Origin of the sequence: Longibacter sp. (genome assembly GCF_051155795.1) — a bacterium.
Lineage (GTDB): Bacteria > Bacteroidota > Rhodothermia > Rhodothermales > Salinibacteraceae > Longibacter.
Genome location: NZ_DAXETW010000086.1, coordinates 49891 through 71702, shown reverse-complemented (window position 1 = coordinate 71702; position 21812 = coordinate 49891). Strand labels below are relative to the sequence as shown.

The 21812-nt window shown below is 60.7% G+C and carries 19 protein-coding genes; 13 read left to right on the top strand and 6 right to left on the bottom strand.

Going from position 1 to position 21812, the window contains the following annotated elements; genetic code table 11:
* Nucleotides 1–30 precede the first annotated feature (30 nt).
* The 5 genes from ACFCU0_RS09405 to gap all read right to left on the bottom strand — a co-directional run bounded on the left by ACFCU0_RS09405 (nucleotide 31) and on the right by gap (nucleotide 5698).
* Nucleotides 31–1044, bottom strand: coding sequence for a hypothetical protein (locus tag ACFCU0_RS09405; RefSeq protein ID WP_434973411.1), 1014 nt, complete (start codon nucleotides 1042–1044; stop codon nucleotides 31–33).
* Nucleotides 1045–1176: 132 nt separating this feature from the next.
* Nucleotides 1177–1998, bottom strand: coding sequence for an ABC transporter permease subunit (locus ACFCU0_RS09400; protein ID WP_434973410.1), 822 nt, complete (start codon nucleotides 1996–1998; stop codon nucleotides 1177–1179).
* Between the two features lie 53 nt (nucleotides 1999–2051).
* Nucleotides 2052–3041: an ABC transporter ATP-binding protein gene (locus tag ACFCU0_RS09395; protein ID WP_434973409.1), complete on the bottom strand. Its 990-nt coding sequence runs from the start codon at nucleotides 3039–3041 to the stop codon at nucleotides 2052–2054.
* Between the two features lie 306 nt (nucleotides 3042–3347).
* Nucleotides 3348–4541: a phosphoglycerate kinase gene (locus tag ACFCU0_RS09390; RefSeq protein WP_434973408.1), complete on the bottom strand. Its 1194-nt coding sequence runs from the start codon at nucleotides 4539–4541 to the stop codon at nucleotides 3348–3350.
* Nucleotides 4542–4681: 140 nt separating this feature from the next.
* Entirely contained in the window at nucleotides 4682–5698 is a 1017-nt protein-coding gene (gene gap / locus ACFCU0_RS09385) for a type I glyceraldehyde-3-phosphate dehydrogenase (RefSeq protein ID WP_434973407.1), read from the bottom strand.
* A 783-nt stretch (nucleotides 5699–6481) separates the two neighbouring features.
* Here gap and ACFCU0_RS09380 point away from each other — a divergent pair.
* The 11 genes from ACFCU0_RS09380 to ACFCU0_RS09330 all read left to right on the top strand — a co-directional run bounded on the left by ACFCU0_RS09380 (nucleotide 6482) and on the right by ACFCU0_RS09330 (nucleotide 18129).
* Nucleotides 6482–7240 carry a tetratricopeptide repeat protein gene (locus ACFCU0_RS09380; RefSeq protein WP_434973406.1) on the top strand — a complete coding sequence of 253 codons (759 nt, stop codon included), beginning with the start codon at nucleotides 6482–6484 and terminating at the stop codon, nucleotides 7238–7240.
* A gap of 160 nt (nucleotides 7241–7400) precedes the next feature.
* The gene (locus ACFCU0_RS09375) at nucleotides 7401–8780 is read left to right on the top strand and encodes a sigma-54-dependent transcriptional regulator (protein ID WP_434973405.1); all 1380 of its coding nucleotides are present in this window, start codon (nucleotides 7401–7403) and stop codon (nucleotides 8778–8780) included.
* Between the two features lie 94 nt (nucleotides 8781–8874).
* Nucleotides 8875–9639 carry an ABC transporter ATP-binding protein gene (locus ACFCU0_RS09370; RefSeq protein ID WP_434973404.1) on the top strand — a complete coding sequence of 255 codons (765 nt, stop codon included), beginning with the start codon at nucleotides 8875–8877 and terminating at the stop codon, nucleotides 9637–9639.
* Between the two features lie 140 nt (nucleotides 9640–9779).
* Nucleotides 9780–10772, top strand: coding sequence for a quinolinate synthase NadA (gene nadA / locus ACFCU0_RS09365; protein ID WP_434973403.1), 993 nt, complete (start codon nucleotides 9780–9782; stop codon nucleotides 10770–10772).
* Nucleotides 10773–10908: 136 nt separating this feature from the next.
* Nucleotides 10909–11412, top strand: a complete 504-nt coding sequence (locus ACFCU0_RS09360) for a hypothetical protein (protein ID WP_434973402.1) — start codon at nucleotides 10909–10911, stop codon at nucleotides 11410–11412.
* A gap of 283 nt (nucleotides 11413–11695) precedes the next feature.
* Nucleotides 11696–13570: a sodium:solute symporter family protein gene (locus tag ACFCU0_RS09355; RefSeq protein WP_434973401.1), complete on the top strand. Its 1875-nt coding sequence runs from the start codon at nucleotides 11696–11698 to the stop codon at nucleotides 13568–13570.
* A gap of 78 nt (nucleotides 13571–13648) precedes the next feature.
* Nucleotides 13649–14287, top strand: a complete 639-nt coding sequence (locus tag ACFCU0_RS09350) for an LON peptidase substrate-binding domain-containing protein (protein WP_434973400.1) — start codon at nucleotides 13649–13651, stop codon at nucleotides 14285–14287.
* 185 nt (nucleotides 14288–14472) lie between these two features.
* A complete protein-coding gene (locus tag ACFCU0_RS09345; RefSeq protein ID WP_434973399.1) occupies nucleotides 14473–15330 on the top strand; it encodes an MBL fold metallo-hydrolase in 858 nt (285 codons plus the stop codon).
* A gap of 162 nt (nucleotides 15331–15492) precedes the next feature.
* Complete coding sequence (locus ACFCU0_RS09340; RefSeq protein WP_434973398.1) at nucleotides 15493–15744, top strand: histidine kinase dimerization/phospho-acceptor domain-containing protein; 252 nt, start codon at nucleotides 15493–15495, stop codon at nucleotides 15742–15744.
* A 438-nt stretch (nucleotides 15745–16182) separates the two neighbouring features.
* Entirely contained in the window at nucleotides 16183–17352 is a 1170-nt protein-coding gene (gene porV / locus ACFCU0_RS09335; protein WP_434973397.1) for a type IX secretion system outer membrane channel protein PorV, read from the top strand.
* 333 nt (nucleotides 17353–17685) lie between these two features.
* Nucleotides 17686–18129: a PID-CTERM protein-sorting domain-containing protein gene (locus ACFCU0_RS09330; protein ID WP_434973396.1), complete on the top strand. Its 444-nt coding sequence runs from the start codon at nucleotides 17686–17688 to the stop codon at nucleotides 18127–18129.
* A gap of 210 nt (nucleotides 18130–18339) precedes the next feature.
* On the opposite strand, the gene ACFCU0_RS09325 is transcribed toward ACFCU0_RS09330, so the two are convergent.
* On the bottom strand, nucleotides 18340–18633 hold the full coding sequence (locus ACFCU0_RS09325; protein ID WP_434973395.1) for a hypothetical protein: 294 nt from the start codon (nucleotides 18631–18633) through the stop codon (nucleotides 18340–18342).
* Nucleotides 18634–19046: 413 nt separating this feature from the next.
* On the opposite strand from ACFCU0_RS09325, the gene ACFCU0_RS09320 reads away from it, so the two are divergent.
* Nucleotides 19047–19673, top strand: coding sequence for a TetR/AcrR family transcriptional regulator (locus ACFCU0_RS09320; RefSeq protein ID WP_434973394.1), 627 nt, complete (start codon nucleotides 19047–19049; stop codon nucleotides 19671–19673).
* A 109-nt stretch (nucleotides 19674–19782) separates the two neighbouring features.
* Nucleotides 19783–21681 (top strand): AMP-dependent synthetase/ligase, encoded by a 1899-nt coding sequence (locus ACFCU0_RS09315; protein ID WP_434973393.1) that lies wholly within the window; start codon nucleotides 19783–19785, stop codon nucleotides 21679–21681.
* Nucleotides 21682–21812: the final 131 nt, after the last annotated feature.

Here is a 21812-nt window from a genome sequence, read left to right as displayed (position 1 = left end):
TGAGTCCGAGGTTCTCGAGGTGCCTGGCGGTTACAGTGCGGACGTCGCCGGCTGCGGGTTGAACCGTTTATCGATGACGGATGCGGGGATCTGGCCCGTGACGGTCACGTCCGTGTCGCGGCTGTTGACCTTCACGCTCTGGAGCACGTCCTGCAACTCCGGTTCCTCGCTGACCTGCCGCTTGGAGAGCCCGACCAGGCCGCGCATCACATCGGCAAGGTCGCTGGCAGTCTCCGCGTCCCCGGCTTTCACCAGCATCCGTGCGTCCAGGCTTCCGTCGTTCTGGAACGTAAACGAGGCGGTGCCGGCCTGGGCGATGGAGGTGATTTTCTGGACGCGGTCGGGCCCGTTGGATCTCATTTCTTCAGGGATCGACATGAGCGCCGCCCACATGCTCTGCCCGCGGGCCGCTTCACGCAGCAGGGCGACTTTGTCGGTGGATTCCGACAGGGAACCGGTTGCATCCCCATCCACACGACCAAGTGCGGCCTCTACCTCGGCGCGTTCACCGATGAGAACAAGCGACTCATTCGCCACGACGGCCGCGAAGGACGGGTCTCGTTCGTTCATCGTGATCGCCGGGCGACCGTTCAGTTCGATCAGCCGGGCTCGAAGCGAATCCGCCGCGGCCTCGGAACGGAGGTGGTCATTGATCGCTTCGGTGTCGAACGAGCCGTAGACGAGAAACAGCGGCTTGCGCGGTTCGGTGGCCAGGCCTCCGCCGGCGTAAACGCGCCGTACATCCGCTTCGAGGTCGATGTTCATGGCATCGAGGTGCGCCCTTGCCTCCGGAGACTGCTCAAGGTCTGGCAGCATCTTATCGAAGACGGCCTGCGCCGCGGGCGAATGATCCCGGGCATGCACTAGGTCCACCATCGCGACCATATCGCTGGACGCCGGGAGGAGGCTCGTCGCCTGTTCGGTGGCGTCCGTGAGGGGTGGCGCGTCCTCGCTCCCGCACCCGGTGACCAGAAGCAGGAGGGCCAGGAGGGGCACCACCAGAAGCGAGAGAGGGAAACGGAAGTAGCAGTCGGAGCGCGTCATCGTATGGCGATGGGTCGTCGGAGAGGGAAGCGGTGTTGGCATCCGGGGCGGAGATTCGTCCGGCCCTGTGTCGTCCTGCATCACGTTTGCGAAAGTAGGAGTGTTACGCAAGGCGCAGTTGGTCGAGCGGTACTAAAAATCGCGTCTATAGAATTTGATGCCGCCGATGATGTAGCACGCGGCGCCGAAGAGGATGGAGGACAGGAATGGATACCAGTCGGCGACCGGCTCGCCCTGCGATAGCTTCGACACGATGGTTGTGACCTCGGTGAAGTTCGGGAGCGTGTGGTAAAGCGTCAGAAAGACCGCTTTGCTGACGAATCCAAGTTGTTCGGTGATCTGCGTCACCGCCGCGAGTCCGAGGGAAGCGACGATTAAGCCATAGGTAACGATCAGGGATAACGCCGTGCTCCGGGTAAAGCTGCCGATCGCGACGATCACGCCATACATTACGCCGAACATCGACAAGACGATCGGGATGGAAAGCAGGAACCGGGCGTTCCACACTTCTGCTTTCAGCGACATGATGAGCCAGATGCCGCCGAGCAGGTACACGCACAGCCCGAGCATCGTGAGCCAGACGCCGCCGACGTGGCCGGTCAGGAGCCGCGTCCGACTGATTGGCTTGGAGAGAAGCAGGTCGATGTGGCCCTTGGTGAGCAGGGTGGTGAAAATCGGTCCGGAGGCGAACAGGGCCAGCAGGATTCCGAGCCAGTACGCCGCGCCGGCCACGATACTTTGAACGGCGAAAACGAGATTTTCCAGGTCGATGCCGCCGGTTGCTTCCGCGCCAAAGATGCGCGCGCTCGCCAGCGTGCCGTCGACGACGTCCAGGTTTAGTGCGAACGTGACGATCAGGAGGACGAGCGAGCTGATCAGAAAAAGTCCCCAGATCACTTTCTTGGCGCGGAGTTCGCGCACCGTGAGTTGGAGCATGCCGAGAAAGGGAAGCACAGGTCGGAGGTTGGGTCGGGCGAAAAAGGGCGGTGGAGGAGGCGCGGCGTCCGTCAGGCGGACACGGTGTCCTTCGGGTTGACCACGTCGATGAAGTAGTCTTCGAGCGTCTGTCGCACCGGAGTGATTTCGTCGATCTCGACGCCGTCGCGTCGAAGACGGTCGATGACGGTGTTCAGTCCGGTGCGATCCTCCGGCCGAACCCGATAGCGCCGGAGGCCGGGGGCGCCGGCGGACCCGTTTGTCCGTTTGCCGTCGGGCGTCGTCGAGGCGTCTGCAGCCTCGAGGATGTCTTGAAGTGCAGTTCGTGTGTCGTCCGGGATCGGGGTGCAGCTCAGCGCATAGGTCCGATCCGCAGTAGTCAGGCTCTCGATGCTGCCCGTCCGAACGAGCTTACCGTCGTTTAAGATGGCGATCTCGGTGCACACTTTTTCTACCTCGGAGAGCAGGTGGGAATTGATGAGCACCGTTTTTCCTTCCTCTTTCAGCTCGACGAGGATATCGCGAATCTCCCGTCGACCGACGGGGTCCACGCCGTCCGTCGGTTCGTCCAGGATGAGCAGGTCCGGCTCGTTCAAGAGGGCCTGAGCCAACCCGGCGCGTTGCAGCATCCCCTTGGAAAAACCGCTGAGCTTCTGATCGGTCGCGTGCGAAAGACCGACACGCTCGAGCAGCTGCGGAATGCGACGGCTGCGGTCCTCGTCTGATACGCCAGCCATCTGGCCGTAGATTTCGAGCATCTGCGGAGCGGTCAGAAAATCCGGAAATTCGTGCTTTTCCGGAAGGTATCCGACACGCTCCCTCGCCGTGGGGTCGCCCGGCGCATGACCGAAGAGGCGCGCCTTGCCGCCCGTTGCCCGTGCGACGCCGAGCAGGATCTTAACCATGGTCGTCTTTCCCGCGCCGTTGGGCCCGAGAAGCCCGAAGACCGACCCGGAGGGAACCTCCATCGAGACGCCGTCGAGGGCGCGAACCCGATGCGGCCGAAGAACGCCGCTCCGATAGGTCTTTTCCAGTGAAGCGATCGAAATGACAGGCGGCATAGGAGGGCGATGGACGGTGGAAAAGGGGGCAATGCGTTCGGGTGGTCGCGCATGGCGAAAGCGGGGAATCAACTGATGGGCAGGGGATGCGGTTCAACTCCTCTGCCACTCTGGACACGTTACGACCGGGAGGAGCGTTACAGAGACGAGTGGGAGACCCGTTCGGTCAGGCGATTCCAGAGGAATCGCAGCTGCGGCCCTTCCGTCGTGAGGTGTCCTTCGTCATTCAGCAAAAAAGCGCGCCTCCCGAAGCATTGGGAGACGCGCTTTCTCGGACAGCCGGTGCTGGTTTTTCCGTGCGTTACGCTATGCGTCGGTCAGCGCGTCGATGCCAGGCAATTCTGCACCTTCGAGAAACGTAAGCATAGCGCCGCCACCGGTGGAAACGTGACTGATGCGCTCCGTGTAGCCGGACTTAACGAGCGCGGATACCGAGTCACCGCCACCGACGACCGAAAAGGCGCCGTTATCCGTGGCCTCCGCGACGGCTTCCGCGATTTCCATTGTGCCTTCGGCAAACGCGTCCATCTCGAAGACCCCCATCGGGCCGTTCCAGACAATCGTATCGGCGTTCATGATGGTTTCGCGGTACGTCTCGACTGTATCCGGGCCGATGTCGAGCCCCATGAAGCCATTCTCGATGTCGCCGTGGACAACCTTGGATTCCGCGCTCGCATCGAACTCGGCAGCGACCACATGGTCGTTCGGGAGAACGATCGACCCGTCGGCCGCTTCGAATAATTCCTCAGCGGTGTCCAGGCGATCATCCTCCACGCGGGACTCCCCCACGTCGTGGCCGAGGGCTTTCAGGAAGGTATAGCTCATCGCCCCGCCGATCAGAATGTTCTGGTACGAATCCATCAGCCGGCGGACCGTCCCGATCTTGTCCGAAACCTTGGCGCCGCCGAGGATGGCAACGGTCGGTGGATCGGGGTGATCTCGAACGCGCGTCAGGGCTTCGATCTCTTTCTCCATCAATCGGCCCATCGCGCAGAGGTCGATGTGCTCCGCGACGCCGGCCGTCGATGCGTGAGCCCGGTGCGCCGCGCCGAAGGCATCGTTCACGTATACATCGGCGAGTTCAGCGAGCGCTTTGGCAAACTCGGGTTCGTTTGCTTTCTCTCCGGCCTCGAAGCGGGTGTTTTCCAGCAGGATCACGCTACCATCACCCATACCGTCGATCACCTCGCGCACGGTGTCTCCGACCGTGTTGCTGGAGAATCGGACGCGTTCTTCGATGAGCGTGCCGAGGTGGTCGCCGACGCAGGCGAGGCTCAGGTCCGGGTTCGGTTGTCCCCCCGGGCGACCGAGGTGACTGATGAGGATGGCCCGTCCACCGTTGTCAAGGATGTGGCGGATGGTCGGCAGAGCCGCCCGAATCCGGGTGTCGTCAGCGACGGAGGGGCTGCCGGTGTCGTTTGACAGCGGTACGTTAAAGTCCACGCGAACAAGCACGCGTTTTCCCCGGACGTCGATGTCGTCAAGCGTCAGCTTTTTCATGCGTACAGAGAGTTCGGCCTGGCGGAAAAAAGCATGCGGGGCGGCGTCCGTTCGTGAGGGTGCTCTCGAGAGACGCCGGAGCCGTCATGCACAGAACAGGAAAACGGGCCGCGACACGAGGGTCCCGGCCCGTTGGAACGCTACGCCGTTGCCGCTGCCTTCATGAGGCGCTCGACGACGTCAACGGTGCGGTTCGAGTATCCCCACTCGTTATCATACCAGCCGACGATCTTGACCATCGATCCAGCTGCCATGGTGGACGGCGCGTCGAAGATGCACGAGTGCGGGTTATGGATGATGTCGCGGGAAACGAGCGGCTCTTCGCTGTACTGAAGCACGCCTTCCATCGCGCCGGACGCGGCCTCCTGATAGGCGGCATTCACGTCGTCGATCGAAACGTCCTGCGCGAGGTTGGCCGTGAGGTCGACGATCGAGCCGTTCGGTACCGGGACGCGCATGGCCATCCCGTCCAGCTTGCCGTCCAGGTGCGGTAGCACGAGGCCGACGGCCTTGGCCGCGCCGGTCGTCGTGGGGATGATGGATTCGGCCGCCGTACGAGCGCGGCGCAGGTCTTTGTGCGGGCCGTCCACGATGTTCTGCGAAGACGTGTAGGCGTGGACTGTCGTCATGAGACCGCTCTGAAGGCCGAAGCTGTCGTCCAGCACCTTGACCATCGGGGCCAGGCAATTGGTCGTGCAGCTTGCGTTGGAGATGACTTCCTCATCGCCGGTCAGGTCGCCTTCGTTCACGCCGAGAACGATCGTCGCATCGACATCGCTCTTCGCCGGAGCACTGATCACGACCTTGTCTGCACCGGCCTGGATGTGCTTGGCTGCACCTTCGCGGGTCCGGAAGAAGCCGGTCGATTCGATCACCACGTCGCATCCGAGCTCATCCCACGGCAGGTTCGACGGATCCTTTTCCTGCATGACGGGGAAACGGTCGCCATTGACGACCAGAGTGTTCCCATCCAACTCCACGGTACCGGGGAATTGGCCGTGGACGGAATCGTACTTGAACAGCGTGGCCAGGGTGTTGGCGTCGGTCAAGTCGTTGACGCCCACAATGTCGAAGTCGTGATCGTCCCGTTCCAGAATGGAGCGAAAGACAAGGCGACCGATGCGCCCGAAGCCGTTGATGCCGAGTTTGATAGACATAGAGCGAGTTCGATTCGAGTTGGATGATCAGATGGTATCGTGCACGACGGGTCGTGCGCCAGGCGCGGATCCGTCGCGTGCTCTTCAGTCCTGCGCGTTGCGTCGTTCGGGGTCGAGCGTTCCGTTCAACCGCGTGGCCCGTGATGCTGGCAGCCCCTGGCTGGTTGTTCGCCGGGGCATCTGCGTTCTGCATGTTTCGCTACCGGATGCGGGGCCGGGAACACGGACCCCGCCCACAGCGACGATTCTACACATCGTCGCCGCGCTGGTTGTCCATCGCCGAGGGAGAATTTCGGACATCGTTCCCAGCGGCCGGACCCGCTGTGTCGGCGAAACGCAGCTGGTTAATGCGAGATCGACATGGACCGGCTATATGGACGAACGGAGTGCATGTGCCGCATGCGAGTCACAGAGACGGCTGACTGCGCGAAAATCGTCTGTAAATAACGAGGCGGGGAGGACACGAACAAGGCGCGGAAGCGCTTTTCCGATGGTCCCGTCGTTTTCTTCGGCTCATTCTCATGCAGTCTGGCACGTCCGCGGACGGTGGAGGATCGGAGAGGCCGCATGACAGCAGACCGCTGCGTAAAAATCACATGCAAAAGGTCCTGCCTGCACCGAAGAGCGTGAAGGATCGGAAACGATGCCGGGTCCCTGCGTACAACAGCCGCTCTGGATCAGGTAGAACACCGTGCGGACCGTGCGTTTTTTTTCGGCAGTTTCGGCCGAAGACGTGTACCCGCCCGGACCCCGACCGTAATCTCTCGATCGTACGTACTGCTCATGTCATCCGTTCAGACGCCGCAATCGTCGTCCACTTCTTCCAAATCGAGCGGAAACGCACTGCTCGATGTGACGGCTCGCGCGGTCATGTACTACCAGGACAACAAAACAACTGTTTACGGTGCTATCGCCGTTCTTGTGCTCCTCGCCCTCGGCGCGGGCGGATACTTTGTATATATGGAGCAACAGTCGGGTGTCGCCGCCGAGCACCTTGGCCGGATCATGCCGGTGTACGAAGCGGGTGATTACCAGAGGGCTCTCGACGGCGTTGAGCGTCTCGACCCGACCGACCCCCGATCAACGCAGCCGGGACAGGCGGACGCCCGACTCGGGTTGCTTGACATCGCTGACCAGTACGGCGGCACGTCCGCCGGAAACCTGGCGGCGTTCTACGCGGGCAATGCCTACTTCAACCTCGGGCAGTACGACGAGGCGCTGCAGATGTATCAGTCCTTCGACAAAGAGTCGAATTTCATCGGCGCAAGCACCTACGCGGCAGAGGCGACGATTTACGAGTCCCGCGGATCGTACGAGCGTGCTGCCGAACTCTACCTGGAGGCCGCCGATGCGTACGAGAGTGAAACACGGTCGCCCGTATATCTGATCGATGCGGCTCGGGCATTCGAGGGAGCTGACAACCTGTCCCGGGCGGAAGAGCTCTATCGCCAGGTTGCAGACGAGTACCCGGAGTCCCCTGCTGCTGCCGACGCGGACGTGTTCCTTGCCCGCTTAGAGGCCAAGCGTGCCGCCTCGTCCTGACGGACGCCGACCTCATTCCGACGCCCACTGAATCAGAAAGCACCGTCGCTCCACTGCCGGATCTTGTCGGTAGGGCGGCGGTGTTCGCGGTTGCGGCGATCGCTGAGATTCCTTCCGTGCCTGTTCTAACCTCTCTCGTGATCAAACCTCTACGCCTGCGATGCCAACCATCTTAATCGTAGACGACGAGCCGAGCATTCGCCGGACGGTCCGGGAAATTCTCGAGTACGAAGACTACGATGTTGAAGAGGCGGAGGACGGGGAGAAGGCGCTCGAAATCATCCGGTCCTCGTCGCTCGACATGGTCCTCCTCGACATCAAGATGCCGGGCATGGACGGCATGGAGGTCCTGAAGACGTGTGCCGACGAATCTGCCGAGGTACCCGTCGTGATGATCAGCGGCCACGGCAACATCGAGACCGCTGTTGAGGCGACAAAGCTCGGGGCGTTCGACTTCATCGAGAAGCCGCCGGACCTGAACCGGATGCTGGTGACAGTTCGGAACGCCCTGGACCACGGCCAGCTCGAGACGCAGAACCGTCGGATGCGTCAGGCGATCTCGGAGCATAGCACCGGCGACCTGACGCCGATCATCGGTGAGAGCCCGGCGATCACGGAAATCAAGGAAACCATCGAACGGGTTGCCCCTACCGAGGCGCGGGTCCTGATTACGGGCGAAAACGGGACGGGGAAAGAACTCGTCGCGAAGTGGATCCACCATGAAAGCCCGCGCGCCGGCGGGCCGATGGTCGAGGTGAACTGTGCGGCTATTCCGAGTGAACTCATCGAGAGTGAGCTTTTCGGCCACGAGAAAGGGGCCTTCACCGGAGCGACGCAGCAGCGCATCGGGAAATTTGAACAGGCAAACGAGGGCACCCTGTTTCTCGACGAAATCGGCGACATGAGTCTGTCTGCGCAGGCGAAGGTCTTACGGGTACTGCAGGAAAGCCGGATTCAGCGAGTGGGCGGGGACCGATCCATCGAGGTTGATGTTCGCGTTGTGGCGGCCACCAACAAGGATCTCCTGGACGAAATCGAGGAGGGGACATTTCGCGAAGACCTCTACCACCGGATCGGTGTGATACTGATCAACGTGCCGCCGCTTCGGGACCGGCGCGAAGATATTCCCCCGATCACGCAGCACATCGCCGGTCGCGTAGCGTCCCGGAATGCGCTCCCGAACCGCGAGTTTGCAGACGACGCACTGGACCACCTAAAAAAGTACGACTGGCGCGGTAACGTGCGCGAGCTCCACAACGTGATCGAGCGCGTTCTCATTCTCGCGGACGGCGACCGGATTGAGAAAGCCGACGTGGAGCGGTTCGTCACCCCGGGCGCGGAAGCGAATGCCGGGTCGTCCGACCTGCTACATCAGTACGAAGACTGGACGGAAGCTCGTGACGCGTTTGAGAAACGGTTTCTCGAGTACAAACTCGACGAGTTCGACTGGAACGTGACACAGACCGCCGAGGCGATAAATATTCAGCGGTCGCACTTATACAACAAGCTGAACAAGTTCAACATCGAGCGGGAGGGCTGAATTATCGCCGGCTCGTTCGTTTTTCCGTGCCCACACTCCGCCATGGTGGAAGTCGGCCGGGGTTCATCGACCTTTTTCGAGAGCTGCTGTCCACATGTCCGAGTCTCTGCTGCGTGCAGCCGGAGTAACCAAAGAATACGACACGGGAGGTGAGACGCCGCTGCATGTGCTGCGGGGCGTCGATCTTGAGATCCGCGCGGGGGAAATCGTCGCCGTGATGGGAGAGAGTGGGACAGGGAAGTCGACCCTGCTGCATATTCTGGGGGCGCTCGAGCGGCCTACGGCCGGGACCGTCACCTTCGAAAATAGCGATCTGTCTACGGCTTCGGACGACGAACTGGCGGCGTTTCGAAATCGGTCGATCGGGTTCGTTTTCCAGTTCCATCACCTTCTCCCCGAGTTTACGGCGCTGGAGAACGTAGCCATGCCGGCGCTGATTCAGCACCAGGGAATGGAGGAAGCCGAGCCCCGAGCGCGCGATCTGCTCGACCTGCTGGGTCTGTCTGGACGCGCCACCCATCGCCCGAATGCGTTGTCGGGTGGGGAGAAGCAGCGGGTAGCCATCGCGCGTGCCCTGATGAACGAGCCGGCGCTCGTCCTCATGGACGAGCCAACGGGGAATCTCGACGCGCAGACGGCGGAACCGCTCCATCGCGAGATCGAGCGCCTGAGCGAGACCATGAACCAGACGTTTGTTCTGGTCACGCACAACCCCGGCCTCGCCGCCATCGCCGACCGCGTGCTGAAGCTTGATCACGGCACGCTGCACGACGTCGATCTCGAGGATGGCATGCCGCTGATGCCCGGTTCCTCTGACACCGATGACCTGTCCGATCCGTTGCAAGGCTCGCACCCGTAGCGGGGAACATTCACGTCGTTTCCGCGAACGGATTCACGTGCCGGTGCCACATGTTGTACCGCGCATACCACCTCGTTTCACGCCGCGGTGAGCCTCCCGCTCTGCCGCTGCGCATCCCTCCCCACGCTGCATCCGATTTCATGACAGAAGTTGCCGTGCTGGACCCCTCGGTCGGTTTCGTCGACGAAGACATCGACCCCACGCTGGACCTGTTCGACGAGATCGAACGGCTGAAATCCGAGAAGAATGCCATTCTCCTTGCGCACTATTATCAGGAGGCGGCCATTCAGGACATTGCGGACTACATCGGCGATTCGCTCGGACTCGCTCGCGAAGCATCCGAAACCGATGCCGAAATTATCGTTTTTGCCGGCGTCCATTTTATGGCGGAGTCGGCGAAAATCCTGAATCCGGAAAAGAAGGTGATTCTTCCCGATCTGAACGCGGGATGTTCGCTTGCCGACACGTGCCCACCGGATGCCTTTAAAGCGTTTTGTGACCGGTATCCGGACCACACGGTTATCACCTACGTCAACAGTTCGGCAGCCGTAAAGGCGCTCTCAGACATTATCTGTACGTCGTCGAGCGCAGCCCATATCATTAACCAGCTCCCGGAGGACGAGCCGATCATCTTTGCTCCGGACCGAAACCTGGGTGAGTATCTGATCAAGGAAACGGGTCGGGATATGGTCCTGTGGGATGGCGTTTGCATCGTTCATGAGACGTTCAGCGAAAAGAAGCTTCTCCGGCTCCAGGCGCAGCACCCGGATGCCACCACGCTTGCCCACCCGGAATGTCGGGATGCCGTCCTGCGCCACGCCGACTTCGTCGGGTCTACGAGTCAGATCCGCCGCCATGCGGAGGAGAATGGTCCGGCCAAGTTCATCGTGGCCACGGAGGAAGGCATTCTCCATCAGATGGAGAAGGACAAGCCCGGCAACACGCTCATCCCAGCCCCTCCCGAGAGCGGTTGCAACTGCAGTCAGTGCCCGCATATGCGCCTCAATACCATTGAAAAGCTGTATCTGTGCTTGAAGCACGAGGCGCCGGAGATTACGATGGAGGAGTCGCTCCGTCAGGATGCGCTGAAGCCGATCGAACGCATGTTGTCGATGAGCGAGGGCGTGAAATAGCGCCAATGCCGGATGGTGACGGGAAGGACGTGTGAACCCATCCCGTTACATCACGGTAAGAAAGTATCCAAATCCGGTGTGCCCGCCCGGTCCCAACCTCGATCTACCCATTTGACGCGAACTGGACGCGAATCTTATGAACGTCGAACTTCTGGAAAACGTACGGCAGGCGATTGTCTTCTACCCGGGTCGTTTTTCTGCGGCTCAGTGGGCCTTTGCCCGTAACGCCGACGCCGTCATTGACGGCGATGCGCACCCCGACGGCTTTAAGTGCTGTATCGCCGGCCACGTGCTTCTCCAGAGCGATCGCATGGACGAGCGCGAACTTCTCGAAGTCGGCGGTTTCCACACCGGAGGCGGCATGTGGGACGAAGCAGCCGATGCTCTGGGCTTGACGAAGGCGCAGTGCCGCGAGTTGTTCTTCCCAAGTCAATGGGACAAACCGTATAAGCAGAATTATTATCTCTGTGCAAGCGAAGAGGAGTCCGACGTAGCATCTTCGTACCTTGAGTACTTCATTCACAAGTACGGTACGGAAGCGGAACGGGAGACCGCCGAGCGCCTCGCCGCCGCTGCCACTCATCCGACCCCGTCGCATGACCCCAATCCGGTTGGGCCTCGCGCTCGCGCCGCTGTGTGAGCCGATTCCCGTGTGACGTGTTCGGCACGGTCCCACCCATACGCAGCCAGCCTTTCACGATGCCAGCGGTGCCCGTTCATCGAGCCCGCTGGCATTCGTGTGTTCGTATGGCGATGTTCGCATGTCGCACATGGGAAAAGGCGTAGCACTGTGCCGTGGTGCCGTCGATCGCGGACCGACGTTTGCTGCCGTACGCGACGCTGCCGTTGGACGTCGTCCCGTGGCCGACACGTGCGCCCTGTGTCGCTCTTGATCGCATTGATCTGGTTTTGCCGCCTCTTACATGCAGACGATCGACTGGATTATCGTGATCGCGTACATGCTCGGTGCGCTTGGGCTTGGGGCGTACCTGTCGCGACGTGCCTCCGGCTCCATCGAGGACTTCTTCGTGTCCGGGCGATCGCTCCCCTGGTGGTTGGCGGGGACGTCCATGGCGGCAACCACGTTTTCGATCGATACGCCATTGTACGTGGCCGGGGTCGTCGGGAGCCGAGGGATTGCCGGAAACTGGGAGTGGTGGGCCTTTGGCACAGGCCACGTCGTTCTGATCTACGTTTTTGCCCGGTTGTGGCGGCGAAGTGAGATCGTGACCGACGCCGAACTGACCGAAATCCGCTACGGCGGGCGCTCGGCCGCCATTCTTCGCGGGGTGAAAGCGTTCCTCTTCGCCATTCCGATCAACTGCATAGGGATCGGGCTCGGAATGCTCGCCGCGGTGAAGGTGGTCGGGGGACTGGAGATCTGGCAGAGCGTCGGTTTTCAGGAAGGGCAGTTGGTTCTCGGCGCAGACCCGAAGTTGTTGAGCATCGTGGGCGTCTCCCTTCTCGTCCTGCTGTATGCAGGCCTGTCCGGCCTGTGGGGGGTGGTGGCAACGGACTTCTTCCAGTTCTTCCTGGCGCTTTTCGGCGCGATCGTCGTGGCTATCTTTGCCATCGGAAGTCCGCAGGTCGGAGGTCTGAGCGGGCTGGTCGCCAAGGCGCAGGCGTTCACCGACTTCGACGTCCTCGCCTTTACGCCACTCACCTTCGACCCTGGCGCGACCGGATGGTGGGGCATCGGATGGAGCGCCTTCGCCGGAATCAGCGCCACCTCGTTCGTCGCGCACGTTTTCATTCAGTGGTGGACGTTTCGCCGTAGTGACGGGGGCGGCGAGTTTATCCAGCGGCTGGCTGCGTCTCGAGACGAGGCAAGCGCCGAAAAAGCCGCGTGGCTTTTCAACATCATGCACTATGTGGTGCGCACCTGGCCGTGGGTCCTGGTCGCGCTGGCGGCCGTCGTTCTGTATCCGGACATGCAGGATCCGGAACTGGCGTATCCGCGCCTCATGCTGGACTTCCTGCCTGCCGGGCTTCTGGGCGTCGTTGTCGCGTCGCTGGTGGCGGCGTTCATGAGCACGGTGTCCACCCAGATCAACTGGGGCGCCTCCTATCTGACGAATGACATCTACTGCCGATTTCTTCGGCCCGACGCGACGCAGGCCGAACTGGTCGCGTTCGGGCGCATGGCCTCGGTGCTGATCACGGTTCTCGGGGCGGCCGCCGCGTTTTATGCTGAGAGCGTCCAGTGGATCTTCCAGCTCGTGATCGCGGTCGGGACCGGGCCGGGCGTTGTCCTCATTCTTCGGTGGTTCTGGTGGCGCGTGAACGCATGGGCCGAACTGGCTGCCATGGCCGCCGGCATGGCGGTCGGACTGCTCACCTCCATGGGGCCGGCCTCGATCAGTCTCGCAGGACTGGGAATTCCGGTTGAGGTGCCGATCCTCGTCGCGGACTTCGGCTTCCGCCTGATGATGATCACGGTCATCACGACCCTTATCTGGGTCCCCGTGATGTATGCAACGGCGCCGGAGACGCCCGAGACGCTGCGCCGGTTTTACGAAATGGTTCGTCCCGGCGGGCCCGGCTGGAAGACTCAGCGTGCCGAGACCGGGTTGACTCCCATTCAGTCGCTGCAGGACAGCCTGATCCGTGCCGCTGCCGCTGTGCTGGTGCTGTACGGACTGATGTTCGCGATCGGGGCGGCCCTGTTGCTTCGCCCGCTTCTGGCGGCCGGACTCGGGGCGGTGGCGGCGGCTGGAGGCGTGGTGCTGTACCGCCGGAGGGGAGAGCAGGTGACGGCCGGCAATCCCCCGTCGGAGCGCGCGTCCGGGCAAGGGTAACGAGGTGGTCGGTCTGAAACACCGATTCACAATCGCTGGTTGTCTGTAGCCCCAGCAGAAGTATACAGATCGCGTCTCATGGCAACGTTTGAGTCCCTGCCCCTCTTTCCCCTCGGCCTCGTTCTGTACCCGAACGAGCAGCTACCACTGCATATCTTTGAGGAGCGCTACAAGGACCTGACTGCGTACTGCCTCGAGCACGACGTTCCGTTCGGGATCGTCCGCGTCGACGACGGTCGTCTGGCAAGTGTGGGCACCACCGCCCGTATCCAGCGGGTGGTCAACCGATATGATGACGGGCGCATGGATATCATCGTGCGAGGGGAGGAGCGCTTTGGGCTGAAGGACGTGCATGAGCGTAAGAGCTATATGACGGCCGATGTTGACATCTTCGATATCGAGCGGCAGCCGGTCGAGTCGGATCTCCGGGAGCGCGTCATCACGCAGCACATGAAGCTGCTCGAACTCGCCGGGCGGACCGTGCGCCCGGATCTGTATGTGGACGTCCCTGACCTGAGCTTCGTGCTTGCGCAAAACGCCGGCTTGAGCAACGATCAGAAGCAGGAAGTTCTGGAGATTCGCGATGAGTCTGATCGTATCCGGTATCTGATCCAGCACTTCGAGATGCTGATCCCGCGGGTGGAGCAGAAAGAGGACTTGCGGCGAAAAATTCGGTCGAACGGCCACTTCAAGGATTTTCCGCCGGAGCAGGTATGATTGCCAGGGGCAGTGACAGATGGAGGCACGATTCCTGAGCTGTATGACCTGCTTGGAATTGCAGAATCGGCTCCCGTGAGCGGGTCTGCGCCTCTGTCGAGATGTGGGCGGATGTTTGGTTTTCACCTCCGGTTTTGGGATGTTGGGCGCGACCACAGTGTACGCACCCACCCTTCCGCGTGTAGATGACTACGATCGGATCGTATACGCTTCACTCCATCGAAACCGGTCGGTTTGGCCTGGACGGTGGAGCCATGTTCGGCATCGTCCCCAAACCGCTCTGGGCCGGCAAGATGGCGCCGGACGATGATAACCGGATTACCCTCGCCATGCGGTGCTTGCTCCTGCAGTCTGAGGAGCGAACCGTTCTGATTGACTGTGGCCTCGGGGATGTGTTTGACGGCACCAAGTATCGGGACATTTATGCCGTCGATACGGAGCACTCCAGTCTGGACCGTTCCCTCGCCGGGATTGGGGTGGAGCGCGAGGAGGTGACCGATGTCATTCTCACGCATCTTCATTTCGATCACTGCGGTGGCGCCACCCGAGAGGTGAAGGGCGAGCGGCAGCCGTCCTTTCCGAATGCAACCTACCACGTTCAGCGGGATCACTGGCGGTGGGCCAGGGAAAGCAATCCGAAAGAACGTGGGTCATTTCGTACGCATACGTTCGAACCTTTGGACCGGAGTGGGCAGTTGCGTAAGGTGGACGGGGAGGGACATCTCTTTCCCGGCGTGGAGGTGATGTTGGCGAACGGTCATACCCATGCCCAGCAGATGGTGAAAATCGCCGACGAGAAGCGTTCGCTTGTCTACGCGGCGGATTTGCTTCCAACGTCGCACCATCTCGCGTCGGCCTGGACGATGGCGTATGACATCCGGCCCCTGGTCACGATCGACGAAAAGCAGACGTTTTTGGAGCGCGCCGTCGATGCGGAATGGAACTTGTTCTTCGAACATGACCCGGACGTAGAAGTCGCGTCGCTCGAACGAACAGACCGAGGCATCACGACCTGCGATCCACGCCCCCTTCGGAAATTCTAGGCATTCGAGCGGGCGCCCGACCGGCGCGTCGGGTGCCTCCCATGTACGGCTTTCCCGAATGAATCGTACGACGGACGGCTCCGGACGAACGTACCCGGTACAACCCGACGGAACGTCGGGCCGGTACGGTTCCGCCCTGATCTTATTTCACCGCTGACCCCCATGAACGCACCGGACACGACGGATCCACTGCCAGAAGAGGCGCGCGAGGCTCTTTCGAAGGTATATCACGACCTGAACAACCCACTCTCCATCATTTCAGGGAATGCTCAGTTCTTGCTAGAAATTGGGAGGGAGGCGGATCTCGACGATGCGTTTCTAACATCGGTAGAGGATATCCGGGAAGCTGCCGACCGTATGGCGGATGCCCTTCGTCATCTGACGGAGCTTAAAGAAGCGGACGGGCAAGAATAGGTCACCTCATGCATCGGTTGCCAGCACCGCCGGACGCAAGGATGCATGACGCTTCAGGCTCGGCACGGCGTGCCTACATCAGGCATCACGATCAGTTCATGCGGATCGTCGGGTTATGCTTGTGCATGTCCCGGATTTTGGATACCATAACCATGTGTCGTCACTAATCTCATCTCCGCCGTCTGCCTATCGGGTACATACTGTTACTGACTTCCCGTTGCGTGAACCGTCGTCGTGGGTTGCGGGACTACGGTCTGTCATCTGTAGTCGCTTCAAACCGTCGGTTCCTGCCAACACTCATACGCAGAGGCGTTTTCTGTGTCGTATGAACCTTTGTCCGATGTATCGAGTGGATGCATTGACGCCAACGCGCGCTGTCGCCGCTTTGGGAACGGGAGGTCCCAAGATCCCCATGTACTCAACGAATCACCAGTCTCCATGATGTACGGTCGCCTTCTAACCGGGCAGTCGAAGCTTCTCGGAAGCCTAGCTGCTCTCCTTCTCCTGACGTTTGGCCTCGCGCCCTCGGCGCATGCGCAGCTCGGGGAGTCCACGGCCCTGTTCCTTCGTATCGAACCCGATAGCCGCGCTGCCGGCATGGGGAATACCGGTGTCGCGCTGGCGGATAATGCGAACGCCATGTTCTGGAACCCGGCCGGACTCGGTTTTCAGCGAGACATGCAGGTCGGATTCACGCACGCCAGCTGGCTTCCGGAGTTCGATGCAGGTCTGTACTTCGAATACCTCGCCGGAACGGCCCACTTTGACGGCATCGGCACGTTTGGCGGGCATGTCACCTTCCTCAACCTCGGCGAGATCGAGGTTCGGAACGGAAACGGCGACCCGCTTGATGTGGAACGGTCGTTCGAACTGTCGACGGGCCTGTCGTACGGGCGCCAGTTGAACGATAACATCGCCGTTGGCGGTGGTCTACGGTTCATTTACTCCAAGCTATCGCCATCGACCGACGATGTAGATGGTCAGGCCAGCACAGCCGCGCTCGATATTGCCGGTCTTTATCGAACCGATCCCTTCGTCGTCAGCGGCACGGATGTCACGGTTTCGACCGGCCTCAACATCTCCAACATCGGTGGAGGCATGAAATATGACCGGGATCTGCAGGCGATGCCGACCATGCTCCGCGTCGGATATGCGGTGACGATGGACTTTGACGAATACAACTCGCTGACGATCGCGAATGACTTCACGAAGCAGCTGTCGAATGTGGATTACGTGAGCTGCGAGCGAGACTCGGACCCCGATACGCAGGAGACCTGCTCCGACCCGGACACATGGTTTACGCCGATCTTTTCCTCATGGTCTGCTCAGCCGGGTGAGAGAGATGCCCAGGGCGATGTAACCGAACTTTCGGTTGCCGAACAGGTGACGATGGGCGTTGGCCTCGAGTACTGGTACAGCCAGCTCTTCGCGCTCCGTACCGGGTACTACTACGAGGACCCGAAAAACGGAAATCGCGAGTTCCTGAATTTCGGTGCGGGTTTCCGATACAACATCATCGGCATTGACGTGTCTTACATTTACACGCTGGAGCAGAATAACCCGCTTGCGAATACGCTTCGGTTCTCGCTCCTGCTCGACATCCGGTAAGCGCGAAGCACGTCCTCCGGCATCCGTTAAGGGGTCGGAGGGCCGTATCGCACAGCCGAGGGTCGGAGGCGAAAGTCTGGCACTGGTTTTGTTCTACAGGACGGAGTGCGACGGAGGGAGTTGGCTCGATCCAACCATCGCCGCATTCTTGTTGATGATAGCGAGACCCGTTTCAGGTAGTGAGACACACGTGATCCCATGACACACGATGTCGTGAACTGTGCGTCCATGCTGTCACAGCCTTACGTCCTTGCACGTCAAAGATGTATCCTCCAGCCGGCCCGAAGTTGAATACAGTCGGTGTGTTTGGTGAGAAGGCGGCGCTATCGTTGGATGAATCATAGGTGCGCCTTGACATTTACGCCGAACGCACGCATCATGAGCCCCGAGTACCCCGCATTCAGACATATGTCAACCACTATGGCGGACATCCGTTACGACCGTTTTTTCTGGACTGTAAGCGCGGCATTATTGCTGATATTATTGGTCGCGCAGCCGGTGCAGGCGCAGCAGGATCGGCAAGACCCGTATTCTCCGCGAGAAACCCAGACGGAGCGAGGGTCTTCGGTCGGATTGCCGTCATGGGCCGAGCCCGGAAACTCCAAGCAGGCAATCACTCCGCCTCCAAATACGCCAGACGACCCCCCGGATCTTCCGGGAGATCCCCCGCAGATTCCCGTTGATGGTGGTCTCGGGTTTCTTGCTCTGGCCGGCGCGGGATACGCCGTCTCCCGTCTTCGAAAGCGGGGCGATGACAGTGACGACCCAGTCGCATAGACCGGTCGTATAAAAGGCGCCGCGGCTGTCCCGAAAAGCCGGATCTGTCTTACCGTACTCGGGCACGAGGAAAAGGTACATGGTGCGCACCTGGCGCCATGTGCCTTTTTGCATGTCCGGCCATTCCACGAAACGAGGCTGCCCTCGGCGATCGGCACTGCCAGGCCCACGGGCGGGCGAATGTCGTCCCGGTATGTCCTTATCGGTGCGTCACGGCGTCGTCTCGCCGGAACCCGGTGCCGCCACCGCTGCAGAATCCGGTGTGGCGGCCTGCGTTGTGTCCTGCATTACCGCGTCTTGATCGAGGGCCGTCTCCGCCACGTTCACCAGAAGTATGCTGCCGACGGTCCCGAGGCCGAAGATGAACACAAAGGCCCCGATCACGAGAAGCTTGGATGACGTGTTGCTCATCGGCATCGTCGAAGGATTCAAGCGCTTCCGTCGGCCATCCGGTGTCGGCTGGTCCGGCCCGGACGCGTCCGTAGATGTGCTGTCGTCAGTCATCTGATGTGTCGGTCAAATTCGAGTACGGGCGAATCGAAGCGGCGGCGCGTCGAGGAAGATCGCCGAGAATCTGGCTCGTTCCTCTCATAGCATACGCGGGGACGTCACGATTTTCCCCGGATTCGGCGCAGGCTGGGTGAAAAATCCGAGAGGCAATTGGAACGCGGTCCGGTATTAAACAGTGTGAAGAACACGTTTCGTCAACGAGTCAGCAGGCACACGGTTGTTCGTGCGACGCCCTGCTACCCAACACGGGTGTGCACGCAGCATGTGTGGCACCAGGGCCGACGGGCAAGCAGTCGCCGTTCCGCTTCAAGCCGGGATTCATTCGTCGCGTCAGGTCCCGGCTCGTTGCGCCTGAAGCTCTTGACAAATTCTTGATCCCCTGTTTACTTAACGCCGTTAACTCACGCATGGCGGTACGGTCGAACAACCACCAGAACGGCGATCTACGGCGCCTCATTCTGGACACCGCTCGACATCTGCTCGTTCAGGATGGGTACAGCAATCTGTCGATGCGGAAGATCGCGAGCGAGATTGACTACAGCGCTACGAGCATCTACCTCTATTTCGATAACAAGGATGTGCTCTTGCACGCCTTAATCGACGAGGGGATGAAACAGTTGTTTGAGGCATTATCGATCATTGCACAGCAGCACGAAGATGCGCCGCTCGAACGCTTGGAAGCGCTTTGCGGCGGGTTTATCTCTTTCGGCCTCAGTAACCCGGAATACTATGAAATCATGTTTCAATTGAGGCCGGAGCGGATGGAGCGGTATCCACCGGAGAAGTATCGCGAGGCCCGGCGGAATCTTGATTTCTTCCGCAGTGCGCTCGACAAAGGCGATTCGCAAGGTGTCTTCGACGTCGACGACCCGAGGGTGTCGGCAAGCGCGATCTGGGCCTCGCTTCACGGGACCGTATCGCTGCTCCTTGCTGAGCGCGTAGACGTTCGCATCGACCGGGACGACTTCATTCAGGCGGCCATTCGACAGACGCTTCGTAGCTACACCCGATCCGCTACAGCTCGGCACCCCTGAGGCCGTTCCGTTGATGCCTGCTGCAGCACTCCATCATTGATTTGTTGTGCCGTACCGCACATGTAGCGGTACCTCGTCGTGGACCTCCCACCTGACTCTTTCTGGCTCTATGCCCGGTCCCATACATACCGCCCCCGAACAAGCCGGTCCCCCCGTTCTCGACAAGACGCTCCCGCAGCTCCTCTATGAAGCCTGTGAGGCCTACGAGAACCCGCGAGCCTTCAATCAGCCAACGGGCGACGGATGGACGCCGATGTCGCTCGACGAGTTTCGGCGCCGCGCGGAGCGCACGGCGCTTGGATTGCTGGACGCAGGCCTCGATCGAGGGGACAAGGTAGCCTTCCTTCTCCACAGCGACGTGAACTTCTGCGTTGCAGACATGGGCTGCCTTCTTGGAGGCCTGATCGACGTGCCCGTCTATCTGTCGACGGCACCGAATCAGATGCAGTACGTCATCGATCACGCCGAAGCGAGCGCTATCGTCGTGGCCGATGAAGAACAACTCGCCGTTGCGGAGGAGATCCTGCCGGACCTCCCGCGGATCCGTACGCTGATTATCTGTGACGTCGACGATGGAAAGCCGGAGCCAACGTTGCCGGAGGGTGTCTCCTTTTACACGCTTGAGGAAATCCAGGCGAAGGGGGATGCCTCGGCGCCTGATGTGCCGGCTGCAATTGAAGACCTCCGCGCACAGATCCATCCGGAAGATCTCGCGACGCTGATTTACACCAGCGGGACGACCGGCAAGCCGAAAGGGGTGATGCTCTCACACGAGAACATCTCCTTCAACGCGCTCACGTCGATTTCGGAACTCAGTGGTTTTGAGGCAGGTCCGGACGGAGAAGTGGCGATTTCATTTCTGCCGCTGACCCACGTGTTTGCCCGGTCCCTGCAGTACGCCTACATGTCGCAGGGAATCAGCGTCTACTTCTGCGAGCCCGACAATCTGGTGGACGCCCTGCCCAAGGTGCAGCCTACGGCGTTCGCGTCGGTACCTCGTGTTCTGGAAAAGGTCTATGCCGGGATCCAGAAGAAAATCATGGAGATGGAGGGCCTTCAGAAGGCGATCGGGACATGGGCGCTCGGTGTGGCCCGACAGTTCCGAATGGACGAGCAAGAATCGCTTCCCTTCACGCTGAAACGGAAAGTTGCCGATACTCTGGTGTTCAGCAAATGGCGCCAGGCGCTCGGCGGGCGGGTCAAGTACATTGTTGTTGGCGGTGCGGCCCTTCAGCCGGATCTGGCGAACACGCTGGCTGCGGCCGGAATCGAAACGCTACAGGGCTACGGGCTCACCGAGACCAGTCCGGTCATCGCGTTTACGCGTCCGGAGCGAAACAAGCCCGGTACCGTGGGGGACCCGCTACCCGGCGTGGAGGTCCGAATCGCGGACGACGGCGAAATTCTCACGCGCGGACCGCACGTTATGCAAGGATACTACAAGGCGGAGGAGAAAACCGCCAAGGTTCTGTCCGATGACTGGTTCCACACCGGCGACATCGGCGAGTTTGACGGTAACTTCCTGAAGATCACCGATCGCAAGAAGGACCTCTTCAAGCTATCGACCGGCAAGTATGTCATGCCGCAGCCGATCGAGAACGAACTCGGCAGCCAGCCGATGGTCGACAAGGCGATCGTGATCGGCAACGGTCGGAAGTTCTGCTCAGCCCTCATTTTCCCGGCGGAAGATCAGGTCCGTGCGCAGGCGCGCCAGCTCGGGGTCGATGATCAGCAGGCGTTCGAGGACCTGCTGGAGGAGGAGCAGATCGTGCGCGCCTTCCAGCAGCTGGTCGACGATGCCAACGAAGGCATGGATCACTGGTCGACCGTGAAGCGCTTCGCCCTGATCCCCGATGAACTGACCGTCGAATCCGGTCTCTTGACGCCGACGCTGAAAGTGAAGCGACCGATGATTCGGGAGGCGTATGCCGATGAAATGGAGGCGCTGTACGAGGACACGCCGTCGCCCGAACGCAAGACCAAGCGCAGAGCGGTCATCGTTGCATGAACCTTCCGCTGACATCGTTCAGGGCCATGCCGTTGTAACGGCGGCAGGCCCCAGACGAACACACCCCGTCCGGCTCGCATTTGTCCTACCGGCGTCATCGAGAAGCAGAATGGGCCGATGCTTCCCATACC

Coding starts and splice junctions, on each gene's coding strand:
- ACFCU0_RS09405 (WP_434973411.1), bottom strand. CDS start 1,044: ATGACGCGCTCCGACTGCTACTTCCGTTTCCCTCTCTCGCTTCTGGTG.
- ACFCU0_RS09395 (WP_434973409.1), bottom strand. CDS start 3,041: ATGCCGCCTGTCATTTCGATCGCTTCACTGGAAAAGACCTATCGGAGC.
- ACFCU0_RS09390 (WP_434973408.1), bottom strand. CDS start 4,541: ATGAAAAAGCTGACGCTTGACGACATCGACGTCCGGGGAAAACGCGTG.
- gap (WP_434973407.1), bottom strand. CDS start 5,698: ATGTCTATCAAACTCGGCATCAACGGCTTCGGGCGCATCGGTCGCCTT.
- ACFCU0_RS09380 (WP_434973406.1), top strand. CDS start 6,482: ATGTCATCCGTTCAGACGCCGCAATCGTCGTCCACTTCTTCCAAATCG.
- ACFCU0_RS09375 (WP_434973405.1), top strand. CDS start 7,401: ATGCCAACCATCTTAATCGTAGACGACGAGCCGAGCATTCGCCGGACG.
- ACFCU0_RS09370 (WP_434973404.1), top strand. CDS start 8,875: ATGTCCGAGTCTCTGCTGCGTGCAGCCGGAGTAACCAAAGAATACGAC.
- nadA (WP_434973403.1), top strand. CDS start 9,780: ATGACAGAAGTTGCCGTGCTGGACCCCTCGGTCGGTTTCGTCGACGAA.
- ACFCU0_RS09360 (WP_434973402.1), top strand. CDS start 10,909: ATGAACGTCGAACTTCTGGAAAACGTACGGCAGGCGATTGTCTTCTAC.
- ACFCU0_RS09355 (WP_434973401.1), top strand. CDS start 11,696: ATGCAGACGATCGACTGGATTATCGTGATCGCGTACATGCTCGGTGCG.
- ACFCU0_RS09350 (WP_434973400.1), top strand. CDS start 13,649: ATGGCAACGTTTGAGTCCCTGCCCCTCTTTCCCCTCGGCCTCGTTCTG.
- ACFCU0_RS09345 (WP_434973399.1), top strand. CDS start 14,473: ATGACTACGATCGGATCGTATACGCTTCACTCCATCGAAACCGGTCGG.
- ACFCU0_RS09340 (WP_434973398.1), top strand. CDS start 15,493: ATGAACGCACCGGACACGACGGATCCACTGCCAGAAGAGGCGCGCGAG.
- porV (WP_434973397.1), top strand. CDS start 16,183: ATGATGTACGGTCGCCTTCTAACCGGGCAGTCGAAGCTTCTCGGAAGC.
- ACFCU0_RS09330 (WP_434973396.1), top strand. CDS start 17,686: ATGAATCATAGGTGCGCCTTGACATTTACGCCGAACGCACGCATCATG.
- ACFCU0_RS09325 (WP_434973395.1), bottom strand. CDS start 18,633: ATGACTGACGACAGCACATCTACGGACGCGTCCGGGCCGGACCAGCCG.
- ACFCU0_RS09320 (WP_434973394.1), top strand. CDS start 19,047: ATGGCGGTACGGTCGAACAACCACCAGAACGGCGATCTACGGCGCCTC.
- ACFCU0_RS09315 (WP_434973393.1), top strand. CDS start 19,783: ATGCCCGGTCCCATACATACCGCCCCCGAACAAGCCGGTCCCCCCGTT.